Below are 14,697 nucleotides of genomic sequence, written 5' to 3' on the forward strand. Positions count from 1 at the left end.
GGGGTATGAGGGGCGGATCACCGGTCAGATCGCGCAGTTGTGCCGGGTGTACGGGATGGGGTGCGGGGCGCCGGTGGTGGAGCCTCGTGAGCCGCGGGCGGCGCAGCTGGCGCTGGTGTGAGCGGCCGGATCACACCAGGGGTCACACACCAGGGGGGCGCGGAGGGGCCGGGTCACAGGCGGCGTTGCAGGAGCATGCCGGGCCACTCGCCCACGGTGAAGGGTTCGGCGCGGGTGAAGCCGCAGCGTTCGTAGTAGGTGACGAGGCGGCCGTCGTCGCCGGCGTAGCAGTCCACGCGCAGGAGGGCGGCCTGGCGGGCTTTGGCCTCCTGCAGGGCCCAGTCGAGCAGGGTGCGGCCGATGGCGTGGCCGGCGTGCTGCTGGTCGATGACGAGGGCTTGGACGTAGAGCTCGGGCTCGGCGGCGGGGGCGACGTAGTCGTGGGGCGGGCCGACGACGATGCAGCCGGCGGGGTGGCCGTCGATGTCGGCGATCTGCATGCCGCCGCCGGTGGCCCAGCTGGTGACCTGTTCGGTGCGGCGGGGGTTGCCGGTGAAGGGTTCGGTGCCCCATTGGCCGGTGCGGCCTTGGGAGACGAGCCAGGTGACGGCGCTGTCGAACATGTGCAGGACGGCGGCGACGTCGCCGGGTCCTCCTGGGCGTAGCCGCATCAGGCGTTGCCGTCCTTGCCGTTCAGTGCGCTGCCCTTCTTCCACTGGCTGAAGGACATCTGCCAGAAGCCCCAGCCGTTGTTCCATTCGAGCTCGCGGGTGGTGCCGGTGATGTCGACGACGTCGCCGCGCTGGAAGTTGTCGTAGAACCATTTGGCTTGGTCGGGGCGGGAGTTGATGCAGCCGTGGCTGACGTTGCGGACGCCTTGGGCCCAGACGTTGTTCTTGGCGTGGACGTATTCGCCGGAGTTGGAGATGCGGACGGCGTGGTCGATCATGACGTCGTAGTAGCCGGGGTCGCCTTTTTTGCGGCCTGGGGAGATCATGCGGACGGGGTTGCCGCGTTCCATGGTGAGGTGGACGCCGGAGGTGGTGGTGTATTCGCGGGTGGTGGCCATGCCCGCACTGATGCGCATGGTTTGTACGCGTTTGCCGTCTTTGTAGACGTACATCATGTGCTTTTTGGTGTCGACCTTGCTGATCTGCTTGGCGCCGATCTTGAGGGTCGCCTTGTAGTCCTTGACCCCGTACAGGCCCTTGCCGCCCTTGATGCCGGTGATGGCGGCGTTGAAGGTGACCTTCTGGTGGGCGGGCCAGTATTTGGCGGTGCGGTAGATGGCGACGGTGTCGTTGATCCAGCGCCAGGCTCCGTCGACGGGCTTTTCGGCCTCGACCTCCAGGGCGCGCTCGATGGTGGCCTTGTTGGTGACGGGCTGGTTGAAGGTCACGATGATGGGCGCGCCGACGCCGAGGGTCTCGCCTTTGGCGTTGGGGGTGACGTCGGCGATCTGCAGGGCGCGTTCGGGCTTGACGGTGGTGAAGGCGGAGGTGGTGGTGGTGACGCCGGCCTTGGCGGTGACGTTGTAGCTGGTGGAGGGCTTGAGCGGGGTCTTGGAGACCCACTTGGTCTTGTCGGTGTTGTAGCTGCCCTTGACCTGCTCGCCGTCGGCTTCGACGGTGACGTCCTCCAGCGCGCCGCCGGCGGCGGTCACGACGACCTTCTTCTCCGGGCTGACCTTCGCGCTGCCCTCGGCGGGGCTGATCTTGATGGTGGGCGCCTGCGGGGTGGCGGTCGTGGTGCCTTCGGGCGTGCCGGGGCCCTGTTCGGCCGGGGCGCCGGAGCATGAGACCGTCAGGGCCGCGACGGCCAGCAGCGCGGCCGCGGTGGCGGGTCTCCTCCAAGCAGGCGCAACGTTCAAGACTGTCCTCTCCCCCAAGCGCATCAAACGCACCCCAAAAACCTTAATGCTCCTGCATGTAAGACGAACAATGATTTAGGTAAGTTCGGTCACGTTTCAATCACTTATGCCTGGGAGCAGGCTGGGAACGGCCCGGGCGTGGCGCGGGCCGGTGCGAATGGTGCAAATGGTGCCAATGGTGCGGGCGTGGCGCGAGGGTCAGCGCGTGGACAGCCGGTGGGTGAGGCTGGTGTGGCGCCGCCCGGCGCCCTTGGTGCGTACGGCCTGGGCCAGCGCCCGGCGCGAGCCGACGATCACGACGAGTTTCTTGGCCCGGGTGATGGCGGTGTAGAGCAGGTTGCGCTGCAGCATCATCCAGGCGCTGGTGGCCAGCGGGATGACGACGGCGGGATATTCGCTGCCCTGGGAGCGGTGGATGGACACCGCGTAGGCGTGGGCGAGCTCGTCGAGCTCGTCGAAGGCGTAGTCGACCGCCTCGTCCTCGTCGGTCAGGACGGTGAGCTTGTGCTCGTCGGGCCGGATGTCGGTGACGATGCCGACGGTGCCGTTGAACACCCCCGCCGCGCCCTTGTCGTAGTTGTTGCGCAGCTGGGTGACCTTGTCGCCGACGCGGAAGACGCGCCCGCCGTAGCGGCGTTCCGGCATGCCGTCGCGGGCCGGGGTGAGGGACTCCTGCAGGGCGGTGTTGAGCGCGCCGGCGCCGGCGGCGCCGCGGTGCATGGGGGCCAGGACCTGGACGTCGCGGCGGGGGTCGAGGCCGAAGCGGCGCGGGATGCGGCGGGCGACGACGTCGACGGTGAGGGCGGCGATCTCCTCCGGCTCCTCGCAGGGGAACAGGAAGAAGTCCTTCATGCCCTCCAGGACGGGATGGTGGCCGGTGTTGACGCGGTGGGCGTTGACGACGACGCCGGACTCCTTCGCCTGGCGGAAGATCTGCGTCAGCCGTACGCGGGGGATGTCGTCGGCGGCGAGCAGGTCTTTGAGCACCTCCCCCGCGCCGACCGACGGCAGCTGGTCGACGTCGCCCACGAACAACAGGTGCGTGCCGGGAGCGACGGCCTTGACGAGCTTGTTGGCCAGCAGCAGGTCGAGCATGGAGGCCTCGTCGACGACGACGAGGTCGGCGTCGAGGGGGTTGTCGCGGTCGAAGGTGGCCTCGCCGCCGGGGCGCAGCTGCAGCAGCCGGTGCACGGTGGTGGCCTCGTGGCCGGTCAGCTCGGCCAGGCGCTTGGCGGCGCGGCCGGTGGGGGCGGCCAGGATGACGCGGGCGCGGCGGGCGCGGGCCAGCAGGACGATGGAGCGTACGGTGAAGCTCTTGCCGCAGCCGGGGCCGCCGGTGAGCACCGCGACCTTCTCCGTCAGCGCCAGGCGGACCGCCTGGCGCTGCTCGGGGGCGAGCTCGGCGCCGGTCTGGCGGTGCAGCCAGCTCTCGGCGCGTTCCCAGTCGACGTCGGCGAAGCCGGCCAGGCGGTCGTGGCCGCCGCGCAGCAGCGACAGCAGGCCGGAGGCCAGCGACAGCTCGGCGCGGTGGAAGGGCGGCAGGTAGACGGCGGGTACGAGGTTGTCGCCAGCCGGGATGTGCTCGCGGACGACGCCTTCTTCGGCGACGAGGTCTTCCAGGCAGGCGGTGACGAGGTCGGCGGGCACCTCGAGGATCTTGACGGCGTCGCCGGCGAGGTTGGGGGCGGGCAGGTAGCAGTGGCCGTCGTCGGCGGCCTGGGACAGGGTGTAGCGCAGGCCGGCCTTGACGCGTTCGGGGCTGTCGTGCGGGATGCCGACGGCCTGGGCGATGGTGTCGGCGGTCTTGAAGCCGATCCCCCACACGTCGTCGGCGAGTTTGTACGGCTGGCCCTTGACGACGGAGATGGACGCCTCGCCGTACTGCTTGAAGATGCGCACGGCGATCGAGGTGGACACGCCGACGCCCTGCAGGAAGATCATCACCTCTTTGATGATCTTCTGCTCGTCCCAGGCGGCGGCGATCATCTTGGTCCGCTTGGGGCCCAGGCCGGGCACCTCGCTCAGGCGTTGCGGCTCTTTTTCGATGATGTCGAGGGTGTCGGTGCCGAAGTGGTCGACGATCCGCTCGGCCATCTTGGGGCCGATGCCCTTGATCAGCCCGGAGCCGAGGTAGCGGCGGATGCCCTGCACGGTGGCCGGCAGCACGGTGGTGTAGGACCACACCTCGAACTGCCGCCCGTAGCGGGGGTGGGAGCCCCAGCGGCCGTGCAGCCGCAGCGACTCGCCGACCTGGGCGCCGAGCAGGGGGCCGACGACGGTGAGGAGCTCGGAGCCGGTGCGTTCGGTGGCGACGCGGGCGATGGTGTAGCCGGTCTCGTCGTTGGCGTAGGTGATGCGCTCCAGGACCGCGCTCAGACTCGTACCGACTTCTCTGGAGCCGTCCGGGCTCTCGTTGGGCCTCCCCACACGGACGAGACTAGGGCAGATCTTCGTCACCGCGACACCTGCCCCGGGCCGTCGAGCCGGCGATCCGTCGTCGGACGGACCCGGACCGGATAGCCCACGTGTCCGTGACGTCGCAGAGGACCCGTCACAGGGTGCCGGGGAAGCCTGGGAGCACGAGCTGGAAGAAGCCCTGGGCAGTGTAGGTGGCGAGCTTCCTGGCCGTGCCGGTGCGGACGTTCACCGCGTAGGCCGTGAAGGGAACGTACAGCGGGTCGAAGCTCGATACCGGCGCGTTGTCGTCCCGCTCACGGCAGTCCAGGGGCTTGGCCAGGGCCGTGATCTCCTGGGGGCCGGTCCAGCCGCGCAGGTGGACGAAGTTGGCAGTCATGGACAGGCCGCGCACGGGGACCCTCCGGAGCACCTTGCCGGTTGTCCGGTCCAGGTGCACGAGGTCGGCGCCGCTTCTCAGGCACCCGGTGATGCCCGCGTCCACGCTCTCCACCGCGACGACGCTGTGCCCGTCGGGCCCGAGCGCGCCGGCCAGGTAGTGCCCGGCGACGTCGACGGTTGTCGCAGCGCTCGCCGTGGAGGTCTGCCAGAGCCGGGTGATGGTCTGCAGACGGGTCTTGGGCGCGTACTGCGCCAAGGTGATCGTGTCACCGTCCGGGGACAGGCCGATGGGGTTCCAGCCGTTCGGCAGCGGCCGGACCATGCGCTCGCGCATGTCGAACAGCATGGCGGGATCTTTCAGCGCCGGCGCCTTGGTGAAGGCGAGGAAGCGGCCGTCATCGGACAGCAGGAGGTGCGCGATGCTGCCGAGCCAGGCTGTGGGCACCTTCGTCGGAGCTGTGACCACCGTTCCGGAGGCGAGGTCGCGCACCGCGAAGGTGCCGGCCGTGGCGTCGTAGTACGCGATCTTACGGCCGTCCCGGCTGATCGCCAGCGGGCTCGGCCGCAGCCCCGACGGGGAACCGGACAGGGCCTGCGCCACCCGGTACGTCGCGCCGCCGCGGGTGACCACCCGCCAGCCGCCGTTCACGCATCCCGCCGGCGCCTTGCCACGCTCCGGCCGGCAGAACGTCATGAAGGCGTGGCTCAGCGGCCCCACCCCGCGCGCCGGCAGGTCGCTCCCCGTCCCGGGCGCGACGGCCGGGCGCGGCTCCGCGGGAAGCAGCCGTACGGCGGCCGTCGCGCCGAGCGCGGTGGCGACGACCGCGGCGGCCGCGACGATCGAGGCCGTCCTGCGCCGCCGCCGCTCGCGAGTCCTGATCGTCTGCTCGGTCAGGTCCACCCGGGGCGCGTGGTCGGCCACGTCGTCCAGGACATCTCGCAGCCAGGTCATCGGCGTGCTCCCCTCAGGTCTTCCATGTCGGCGAACCTCGGTGCCAACTCCGGCGCGAGCACCTGTAACCGGGCGAGCGCATGGTGGGCTTGGCTCTTGACGGTGCCGATCGAGCAGCTCAGCAGCTTGGCGGTCTCGTGCTCGGTGAGGTCCTCGTAGTAGCGCAGAACGATCACCGCCCGCTGCCTGGGCGGCAGTTTCGCGAGCGCTCGCAGCATGACGAGCCGGACGATCGTGGAATCCTCGGTGGAGTACGGCCGATCCGGCGGCTCGGCGCTCGACAGCTCGGCCACCCTGGCCAGACGCCGCCGCCAGGAGATGTACTGGTTGACCAGGGCCCTGCGGGCGTACGCCTGCGGACTGGTGACGTCCGCCAGCTTGGGCCAGCGCCTGAGCACCTTCAGCAGCACACTCTGCAGCAGGTCCTCGGCCAGGTGGGCGTCCCCCGTGAGCAGGTAGGCCGTGCGCATCAGCGACTGCTGATGGACGGCCATGAACTCGCGGAAGCTGTCGTTGGGGTCCAAGATGACTCCTCTCACCCGTTACCGACGCCCGTCATCGGCAGATGGTTGGGGCGCCCATCTCGCAGCCGGGGCCAAGGAGTCCGCCCGGAGTGTGAGAGACGCCGCAGACCCGCCCCGGCTGCCGGGGAAGGCGCGGTGTTCCGCTGTCCAGGATCAGGCCTCCCCTACGTGAGGCCTCGACGAATCTTCAACAGATGCTCAACACGTCCCGGCCTACCTTCCCCTCGTCAGCACACACGAGAGGAAGACGGACATGGGAGTGAAGACACTCGGAGCCGTTGCGGTCGCCTCCGTGGCCATGGGGCTCCTCGCCGCGGCACCGGCGCACGCGGCGGTGGGCTTCCCCACTGGGGCCTCCGCCGTGACGGCCCAGATGACCACGGCGGCGACCACGGCGGCGACATCGGACGGCTTCGCCGCGCTCTCCGGGACGGCGCTGGCCGGGACTGCCCCTGCCTGCGTCGCCCGCTACGTCAACAAGGTCCAGCAGGCGGTCATCCTGCGCAACACGTGCAAGAAGAAGATGCACGTCAAAGTGATCATCAAGCACGGGCCCGACAGCCCCTGCTTCGGCATGGGCAAGGGCGGCGTCCGCGCCTGGAAGTGGGGAACCCCGTCCTCCAGCTACGAGCGGACCGTCGTCTGCTGACCGGCGCCCCCTGCTCGCACGTTCCTGTTTCACGCACGAGCCCGCCATGCATCTCGGCCGCGCGGCCGACGGCGCCCGCGGTCATCGATCCCGAAAGGAACCATCATGAACAGAAGGCTCAGACTCGGCACGGTCGCGTTCCTCACCGCTCTCGCCCTCGGGGTGAGCGCGCCGGCGGCGGTCCAGGCCGCCACTCCCCAGTCCGTCGCGTCCGTCGCCCATGTGTCCGCCGCGAGCGCCGCCGTCCCGGCCGCCCTCAACGCGGCCGCGATGGACCGCTGGGTCACCTACGGGCACTACCCCACGAAGTGGCAGTGCCAGGCCCAGGGCAAGTTCTACACGTTCAAGAAGAAGCTGGCCAAAAAGTACCGGTGCGTACGGAAGGTTAAGATCGGGCCCTTCAAGACGTACCGCCTCGACCTGCTGATCACGTGGCTGTGATTCCACTGGCGGCCGCCCCGGAACCCCGGGGCGGCCGCGCGGCCTGGCGCGTCCGCGTGGGTTCCGTCCTCGTCCGCAGGAAGATCGAGCTCCGGCTGTCGCCGCCACAAGCGGGAACCCCGGCACGCCCACGCATCGAATGAAACCGAGGCGAGGTCACCCCTCGCGGAAGCCGAAGACCTGCGACATTCGGCCGCCGCCAAATGTTCTCGACGTGCAGCAGCGCGGCCCCTGAAGCTCCATGTAGAGGTCCGCCAACTGCTGGAGATCGACCATGCCACGCTTCAGACAAGTCGCCCGAATCAGCGCCGCAGCCCCGCTCATCGTCACAGCCTTGGCGGTCGCAACGCCACCAGCACACGCCGTGCTCCCTGCCGCCTCGGCCGCCGTCGCTTATGACGCAAAGTGTCAGTTCCGCACCAGGACGCAGGTCGGCAATAACTGGCACATCAAGGAGGGTGGCGGGAATCTCCTCAGGGGTGAGGTCTGCCAGATCGGCAACGCGCAGCTGATCATGCAGACCGACGGCAACCTCGTCCTGTACAACAACGGCCGCGCCGTCTTCGCGACCGGCACCACCGAAACGTGGACGCAGCCCCCTGCCTACAAAGCCGAGTTCCAGACCGACGGCAATTTCGTCGTCTACAACTACAACCCCCCGACGGCCAGATGGGCCTCCAACACGTGGTCCACGTGCGGCGGCAGCGCGGCCTGCGAACTCGTCATCCAGAGCGACGGCAACGTCGTGATCTACAACGGCAATCAGGTCGTCTGGGACGCCTGGTAGCCATCTATGCCTCACAACAGGTACGGCTACCGCGACCGTCGACGTTCCGACTCCACCTTCAACGGCTCCCGCACATCGCAAGCATGACGAGGCGCGGATGCCGTGTCGCCCGCTACTCGATCGCCGCGGCGACCAGGTCCGAGGGATCGTCCTCCAGCCGCCTGGCGGTCGTCAGGTAGATGTCCGTGGTCGAGGACTGGGCATGGTCGAGCGCTTCCTGGATCTTCTTGACGCTGACGCCCGCCTCCTCGGCCAGGGTCGCGAACGTGTGCCGCAGCTTGTGCGGGTGCAGCCCGTCGATCCCGGCCTGGCGGCCGACGCGCACCACCAGCTCGTACACGTCCTTGCGATCGAGGCGCCGCCCCGTGCTGGTCGCGAACAGCGGCCCGGCAAGCTGCTCCACCATCACCCCGGCACGCTCGGCACGCTTGGTGAGGTACACCTCGATCGCGTACGCCGCCGCCGGCGGCACCTTGCGCGTCTTCGGCCTGGCGCCCTTGCCCACGATGCGCAGGGTGCGGTGGCCCCGCTCGTACCCGAGATCGGTGAGCTGCGCCGCCAGCGCCTCGGTCTCGCGGATGCCGGTCTCCATGAGCAGCCGGATCAGCGCCGCGGTGCGCTGCCTTTCCCGGCCGTGGTCGTGGTCGGCCGCGTGCAGGACGTCGCGGGCCTGCGCACGGGTGAGGCCCACGGTCTCGGAGTGCTGCCGGTTCACCTTCGGCCGCCGGGTGCCCTTGAACCGGTTGGCGTCGATCACGTCCTCGTCGTACAGGTAGTCGTACCAGGACGACACCGCCGAGATCCGCAGGTTCATCGTCTTGGGCGGGATCGGCTTGCCGGCTTGTAGCTCCAGCCACCGCTTGTAGACGTTGCCGTGCGATTTGCGCGCCTGTAGCGGGTCGAGGCCGGTCTCGGCGCAGAAGCTGAACCACCGCTCGATCTCGCGCCGGTAGCTGGCGCGGGTGTTCGGCGAGTCGTAGGAGAGCAGCCACGCCATCGTCAGGTCCTGGACGTAGCCGAGCAGGTCGGGCGGGAAGGCGAGGTCGTGGCCCGGGCGCGGCGCCAGCCCGGCGGTCACGGCGCGCCCCCGGTCGAGCTTGTGCGGGTGGCGATCTTGGCGAGCGCCTCCAGCAGGGTGGGGTTGCCGACGGCGAGCCCGGGGCTGGCGATCTCGTACGAGGCGGCGGCCTCCGGAGTGCGGGTCCGCAGCGCGGCGGAGATGTTTTCCGGGATGGGGTCGGGCAGTCGGGGGCGGGTGCAACGCAGCATCGCGCCGTGCATTTGGATGTTGGGGCTCGTCATCGGGTGATCTCCTGCAAGGAAGGCGTCGTGGCAGGGCGGCTCATGCCGCTGGCAGCTCTCTGCCGCAAGCAGGCGACTGTGGCCGCTCAGCGTTCCTGCTTGCGCCTCTGCATTCGCCGGTCCCAGCTGTTCGGGTGGCGGATGACCACGCCGCCGGTGCCGCCGTTGCCGGTGAGGCGGATCTTCGGCGTCCCGGGGAGCCGCTCCGATGTGGTCTTGTCCCGGAACCCCCCGAGGCCCTGATCCATCTCCGAGGTATCCGCCACCCACCCATCAGGGATGACGATGGTGACACCGCCCGTTTGCCCGTGCGCTTCAATCGCGATCTCGGGCAGCCGGCATTCGGTCTGAGTGAAGTCGAGCTTGACGCTGCCCATGCCGCCGTACACGGTGATCTGCGCCGGCACTCGCCAACGTCCCGTCCGCGTCGCGCCGTTCATGCCTCCCTTGAGGACCAGCGGTTCCACCGGGCCCTCCTGCGGCAGATCGGCGGTGAGAGGAGCCAGGTCGGCGTACGTCTTGGCGTTCAGCGCCAGATCCAGCCGCACTTCCAGCTCGCTGAAGTCGAGACGCCCCTCGGCGGCAGCCGTGTTCAGGCGCTCCACCACCGCTTCGCGCTCGTCATGTGAGACACGCATCTGGGGAGAGTGGAAGGGGGTCGGTTGCTGGTTTTCGCCCATGGTGTTCGCTTCCGGATCGGGGTGAAGTTTGTTCTTCTTCGGGGGTTCGCCGGGGACCATCACCATACCCCCATAAGGAGGATTATGAGGGGTTCTTAACGATCATGTTCTGGCCCGCAACCCGCAAGAACAACCCCCAGGGCGACGCCGCACCCCACGCAGGGAGATCGCAGGCTGGAGACCAGCGGACTCCCCTACCCAGGCGAAGGCGCGTACCCCAGTTGCACCGCCGCGCCCGCACTTCTGCTCCACCACCAACAACCGATCAGACCGCACCAACCGCCGGCTCGTGCAAGTTGCATGTGAAGGTGCTTCGCAGGACGACGGCAAGCTGCTCAAAAAACGGCCGACCCTAAGTGCCCGTACATTCGCCAGTCCCCTTGCGTAGGATCTAGGGCATCCGACCGGTGCTCTTCTAGAGCACTTCTGGGTTGGCGTTGCGGACGTCGGTCTGCTCGCCCGCGACCACGTAGCCGAGTCCTCGGTCGAAGTGCGCATGCAAGTGAAGTCGTGCTCCTTTGAGCTGGGGAAGGCGTGCGGGATCTCGTGAAGCCGCAATGTGCTCGGGCAGGTAGGAGTCGCCGGTCGAGCAGCGCCTGGCCGCGCGCCGTGGCATAGGTCAGGAGCGCGCCGATCTGGCAGTTCTTGATCCCCCGCGGTGCCGGCGTATTGCATGCAGCAGCGATCCCGATCCGGCTCGAACGTGTGCGGGTACTGGGGGCAGCACGTCAGCGCGGCGTTGGCGGTTCTTGGCTGTGCGCGGAGGTTGTGTGAGTGGCCCGGGGGCATCCGTCAAGGGTTGGAGCGCACCTTCGAAGAAAGGACACCGATGGCAACCCAGCAAGCTCAAGAGGATCTGAGCCCGACGGCAACCCGCGACCTGACGATGCAGCGTAACTGGCGGCACTGTAGCAAGTGCTTCGGCCTGTGGTTCAACGGCCATTCCACCAATGGCGTGTGCCCCGCCGGAGGAGCGCACAGTGGCCAGGGCGGCAGCTGGGATTTGATCTTGCCCGCTGACCCGACCAGCCTCGCTTGAACCATCCGCCGGTTGGCGGATTAACCGCCGCTGCGATCGAGCGAATGCGTCGTGCACACAGAGGATTGATGCAGTTAGGCGGGGCGGTGTCCAGCAAAGTTGGCGTCGCCCCGTTTTGTGTGGGGCCAGAGCCTCGGCCGCGCTCGGGGGACGGGGTCGTGGTGGGAGTGGTGCGCTCGGGGCGCCAGGCGGCGACCCTCCTGGCCGACGCGGCCCCGGCATCCATCACCACGCTTGTAGCGGGCATGAACGTCTTCCGGTTCACCCGAGAGCTGCGGCACTGCTTAGAACAAAGTGCCGCGAAGCGCCGACACCACTGCCATAAGGAAGAACGCAGCTGCGACTGCGGCGAGCAGAATCCTCAGCCACACGGGCAGAGAATGCTTCGACCGGGGCGGGTCAGGCTGGTGTTGGAGGTTCATGGGCACACTGTAAGGCTCGCAGCGATCAAGGACCCGTCCGGGATGTAGTGCCTCTCCCAGGCAGCACAAGCGCAGACGGTGTCCTTCGGGATCTCGGGGGTAGATCTTCTCGCCCAGGATCATGGAGACGCGTACATACCCGATGGTGGGTGGTCCTCAAAGGGAGGGCGGCTGGGGGCGGCACGGTTCAGCGGTCCCTGGGTTAAGGCGTAGGGCTTGAGGGGAGAGCGCGGGGTCCGCGGACACGTACGCATCAGAGAAGGAGCCCTCCACCATGCCGCCTCGTCTCCAGCTGACCGCCGTGACGGTCGGGACTTCGCAACCGCGCACGCTCGCGCGCTTCTACGCTCGGCTGCTCGGCTGGCCCGTGACGCAAGAGCACGGCCCGAATCCGGGAGAGCCCGAGGAGACGGGCTGGGCGCAGATCCGGCCGCCGACGGACGTGGCCGGCCCCACCGTCAGCTTCGAGTACGAGCATTGCCATGCCCGGCCCGTGTGGCCCAGCCGGCCCGGAACGCAGAACGCGTCCCAGCACCTCGACATCCAGGTCGGCGACCTGCCCACGGCCGTCGAATGGGCAGTGGCCTGCGGGGCGGTCGAGGCCGGGTTCCAGCCGCAGGACGACGTACGGGTGATGCTGGATCCCGACGGCCATCCCTTCTGCCTCTACCTCTGAACGCGCGCTGTGCTCTGATCAGTCGTGCGGGTCTCGCGCCCTGCGGGCAGGCCGGTCGGCGCTGCGGCGACGGCTCGAATTGTGTCCCCTGGCCGAAACCAGGTTTTCGTCCCTCCTGGTCGGAAAGTAGGGGCTTGCAGAATGCGACCAGAAAGGCACTGATATGAGCACTGGCGACAAGATCCGTAACAAGGTGCAGGAACTCAAGGGACGGGCGAAGGAAAACGTCGGCGACGCCACCGGCGATGAGAACCTGCGGGCCGAAGGGCGCGCAGATCAGACCAAGGGTGGCATGAAGCAGGCCGGGGAGAAGGTGAAGGACGCCGGCAAGAAGGTCAAGGACGCTTTCAAGAAGTGACGGCCCGCTCCGATCATGGAGTATCCCGTACCAAGCCGGGCCCAGTAGCCCCGTTCAGAGGGGCGCTGGGCCCCGCAGAGCGCAGGCCTGTCCGGCCGGGTGCCCACGGCATGCAGGGGGCTGGCGCCTGGGCACGGCGCTGCACGATCATGCAGCATCACGATCATGCTGGCCTTACGATCACGCCGGCCGGCCACGCGTGCGGGCCGGCAGCACGTTGCCGTGGCCGTCGGGTGGCGCAGCGCTCATCATGGGGGCATGAAGCTGCGAGCGCACCCGATCGTGCGACTCGGCGTCGCCCTGTCCGGGCTCATCTACCTGGCACTCGGCCTGCACTGGGCGACCACCGTCCTGAAGGTGGAAAACGGCCACATCTGGCCGGAGCCGCCGGACATGGCCGCGGCAGCCGTCATCTCGGTGGTCATCGTCTCGGCGCCCCTCGTGGCCGTGGGCGTCCTGACCCTGGCACGGGCGGCTTTCCTGGGCGTCACCTGTAACGACACCGAGGTCAAGGTCCACAAGATGCTCTGGACCCGCCGAGTGCCGGCTCAAAGACTCGTCGAAGTCCGCCGTACCTGGACGGGCAAGACCGATCTGTGGTGGAAGGGCGACAAAGGGTGGCCGCGCTGGACCCGGATCCCCGCGTTCTCCCTCTCCCTCCTCACCCGCCCCTACGCCCGGCAGTGGGTGGAGCCCTACAACGAGCAGTGCGTCGGCACGCTGCGCCGGTGGATCGAGGAGCGGCGCCCGGCATGAGGGCGGCGGCCCGCCACCAGGTGCGTTCACCCTGCCGAGCAGGCCGCCCAGAGGCGGAGGGCCGCGCCGCTTGAAAGCCTTCATGCCATCACAGGCTGGGCCCGGCGCCACCCCAGCGCGGCGAACGTCCTGGCTCCACCCGACGTGGACAAGGCCGCCGAGGTGCTGGCCCGCTTGGTACAGCGGCAATGGGAGGCCGAGGCCCGGCACCGATCGCTGGACGACCCTGAGCCGATGCCGGTGCGATGGCAGCTCACCGCCAACCAGGCGGTGATGAGCCCCGCCCGGCTCATCACCGACGAGGCGAGCTGCGCCTTCGCCAGCCGAAGCGCCAGCCGAAGCACCTGCCGAAGCACCTGCCGAAGCGGCGACATCGCCGCCCTGGCCGGGGCTTTCCGCGCCCTGACCCGGCGGCGGCTGGTCATCTCATCGCGTGGGCCGAGCGACCCGCCCTCACCTCGGCCTGCAACCTCACGTCCAGCCGGCGATCGGACAGAACGCTCACGGGGGTGCGCGGACTGGCCGCCGCACTCGGCTTCGGCCCTTACCCACGCTCGTGTTCGCGACCGCGGGATTCCCGTACGCGCTGCTGATCGGATCCGTCGCCGCACTCGCGGGCGGATTCCTGGCCGTCGTCGGGCTGGGCGATCATCACGGGTGGCCGGCATGCCTCATCGCGACGGAGCCAGCTCGCGATCAGGGGCCGGCTGCCCTGGCGGATCATGGCCTTTCTCGGCGACGCCCATCGCCTGGGCTTGTTACGCGCGGTCGGGCCGGTCTGCCAGTTCCGCCACGCCGCCCTGCACGACCACCGCGCGGCGGCCTCGTCCGGCGGCCGCTGGCGCACGTCCCTGAACGTGCACACCGCTGGTCACAGCCCGATCCCCGCCGTCGCGTCGCCGGCCCACTCCTCCACGATCCGCATGTACGCGGACAGCACCCGCGACGTGGGTGACCAGCCGCCCAGCTCGGCGATGGTCTTCGCGTCGTGGCCGGCACGGCGGGCCTCCGTCGCCAGACCGGCGCGGACGCCGTGCCAGGTCTTGCGCGGGATCCCGGCCAGCTCGCAGGCGTTGATCACGATGTCGCCCACCGAGGCCGGGGACATGCGGCGGCCGAGGTTCCCGTGCCGGTCGATGGTGAGGAAAGCCGGGCCGGCGGGATCGAGGCCGGCCGCGTCCCGCCAGGCGGTCCAGGCGGCCACCGGGTCGGTCAGGCCGCTGCCCCGCTTGATGGCGGGCCGGCGGGCGCCGGACCGGCCGTACCGGATGCCGACCTTGAGCCCCTCCTGCTCGTGAACGGTGATGTCGCGGCAGAGAAGGCCCGCCAGCTCCGAACGGCGGGCCGCCGCGCCGATGCCGACCAGCAGCGCCGCCCGGTCGCGCAGGCCGCGCAGGGTGGCCGGCAGCGCCGCCGACATCGCCCGCACGTCCCGGATCGTCACC

At 69.2% G+C, this 14,697-nt stretch carries 15 protein-coding genes; 6 read left to right on the plus strand and 9 right to left on the minus strand.

Annotated features, from left to right (window positions below):
- Positions 1 to 173: 173 nt before the first annotated feature.
- From ETD85_RS50685 to ETD85_RS50705, 5 genes are all read right to left on the minus strand, one after another.
- Positions 174 to 671 (minus strand): GNAT family N-acetyltransferase, encoded by a 498-nt coding sequence (locus tag ETD85_RS50685; protein ID WP_138697029.1) that lies wholly within the window; start codon positions 669 to 671, stop codon positions 174 to 176.
- Positions 671 to 1,870 carry a L,D-transpeptidase gene (locus ETD85_RS50690; protein WP_138697030.1) on the minus strand — a complete coding sequence of 400 codons (1,200 nt, stop codon included), beginning with the start codon at positions 1,868 to 1,870 and terminating at the stop codon, positions 671 to 673. Before ETD85_RS50690 ends, ETD85_RS50685 begins: the two co-directional genes overlap by 1 nt.
- A 198-nt stretch (positions 1,871 to 2,068) precedes the next feature.
- A complete protein-coding gene (recD2, locus tag ETD85_RS50695; RefSeq protein ID WP_138697031.1) occupies positions 2,069 to 4,297 on the minus strand; it encodes an SF1B family DNA helicase RecD2 in 2,229 nt (742 codons plus the stop codon).
- A gap of 124 nt (positions 4,298 to 4,421) precedes the next feature.
- Complete coding sequence (locus ETD85_RS50700) at positions 4,422 to 5,618, minus strand: TolB-like translocation protein (protein WP_138697032.1); 1,197 nt, start codon at positions 5,616 to 5,618, stop codon at positions 4,422 to 4,424.
- On the minus strand, positions 5,615 to 6,142 hold the full coding sequence (locus ETD85_RS50705) for a SigE family RNA polymerase sigma factor (RefSeq protein ID WP_138697033.1): 528 nt from the start codon (positions 6,140 to 6,142) through the stop codon (positions 5,615 to 5,617). Before ETD85_RS50705 ends, ETD85_RS50700 begins: the two co-directional genes overlap by 4 nt.
- 253 nt (positions 6,143 to 6,395) lie before the next feature.
- Between ETD85_RS50705 and ETD85_RS50710 the strand changes: the two genes are divergently transcribed.
- The 3 genes from ETD85_RS50710 (at position 6,396) to ETD85_RS50720 (ending at position 8,019) form a co-directional block, all read left to right on the plus strand.
- Positions 6,396 to 6,791, plus strand: a complete 396-nt coding sequence (locus tag ETD85_RS50710) for a hypothetical protein (RefSeq protein WP_138697034.1) — start codon at positions 6,396 to 6,398, stop codon at positions 6,789 to 6,791.
- Positions 6,792 to 6,896: 105 nt separating this feature from the next.
- A complete protein-coding gene (locus tag ETD85_RS50715) occupies positions 6,897 to 7,232 on the plus strand; it encodes a hypothetical protein (protein WP_138697035.1) in 336 nt (111 codons plus the stop codon).
- 274 nt (positions 7,233 to 7,506) lie between these two features.
- Positions 7,507 to 8,019: a hypothetical protein gene (locus ETD85_RS50720; protein WP_138697036.1), complete on the plus strand. Its 513-nt coding sequence runs from the start codon at positions 7,507 to 7,509 to the stop codon at positions 8,017 to 8,019.
- Between the two features lie 112 nt (positions 8,020 to 8,131).
- Here the strand turns inward: ETD85_RS50720 and ETD85_RS50725 are convergent, their stop codons facing one another.
- The 3 genes from ETD85_RS50725 to ETD85_RS50735 form a co-directional block, all read right to left on the minus strand.
- Positions 8,132 to 9,097, minus strand: a complete 966-nt coding sequence (locus tag ETD85_RS50725) for a tyrosine-type recombinase/integrase (RefSeq protein WP_138697037.1) — start codon at positions 9,095 to 9,097, stop codon at positions 8,132 to 8,134.
- A complete protein-coding gene (locus tag ETD85_RS50730; protein WP_138697038.1) occupies positions 9,094 to 9,321 on the minus strand; it encodes a hypothetical protein in 228 nt (75 codons plus the stop codon). Before ETD85_RS50730 ends, ETD85_RS50725 begins: the two co-directional genes overlap by 4 nt.
- Before the next feature lie 86 nt (positions 9,322 to 9,407).
- Entirely contained in the window at positions 9,408 to 10,067 is a 660-nt protein-coding gene (locus ETD85_RS50735; RefSeq protein ID WP_240779967.1) for a DUF1707 SHOCT-like domain-containing protein, read from the minus strand.
- 1,669 nt (positions 10,068 to 11,736) lie between these two features.
- Between ETD85_RS50735 and ETD85_RS50740 the strand changes: the two genes are divergently transcribed.
- The 3 genes from ETD85_RS50740 (at position 11,737) to ETD85_RS50750 (ending at position 13,252) form a co-directional block, all read left to right on the plus strand.
- On the plus strand, positions 11,737 to 12,138 hold the full coding sequence (locus tag ETD85_RS50740; RefSeq protein ID WP_138697039.1) for a VOC family protein: 402 nt from the start codon (positions 11,737 to 11,739) through the stop codon (positions 12,136 to 12,138).
- Positions 12,139 to 12,301: 163 nt separating this feature from the next.
- Positions 12,302 to 12,496, plus strand: coding sequence for a CsbD family protein (locus ETD85_RS50745; RefSeq protein ID WP_138697040.1), 195 nt, complete (start codon positions 12,302 to 12,304; stop codon positions 12,494 to 12,496).
- 258 nt (positions 12,497 to 12,754) lie between these two features.
- The gene (locus ETD85_RS50750) at positions 12,755 to 13,252 is read left to right on the plus strand and encodes a hypothetical protein (protein ID WP_138697041.1); all 498 of its coding nucleotides are present in this window, start codon (positions 12,755 to 12,757) and stop codon (positions 13,250 to 13,252) included.
- Positions 13,253 to 14,123: 871 nt separating this feature from the next.
- On the opposite strand, the gene ETD85_RS50760 is transcribed toward ETD85_RS50750, so the two are convergent.
- Positions 14,124 to 14,697 (minus strand): tyrosine-type recombinase/integrase (locus ETD85_RS50760; RefSeq protein WP_206059392.1); only part of this gene is annotated, 574 nt, incomplete at its 5' end.

Origin of the sequence: Nonomuraea zeae, from assembly GCF_005889725.1 — a bacterium.
In the GTDB taxonomy this organism is placed as follows: Bacteria; Actinomycetota; Actinomycetes; order Streptosporangiales; family Streptosporangiaceae; genus Nonomuraea; species Nonomuraea zeae.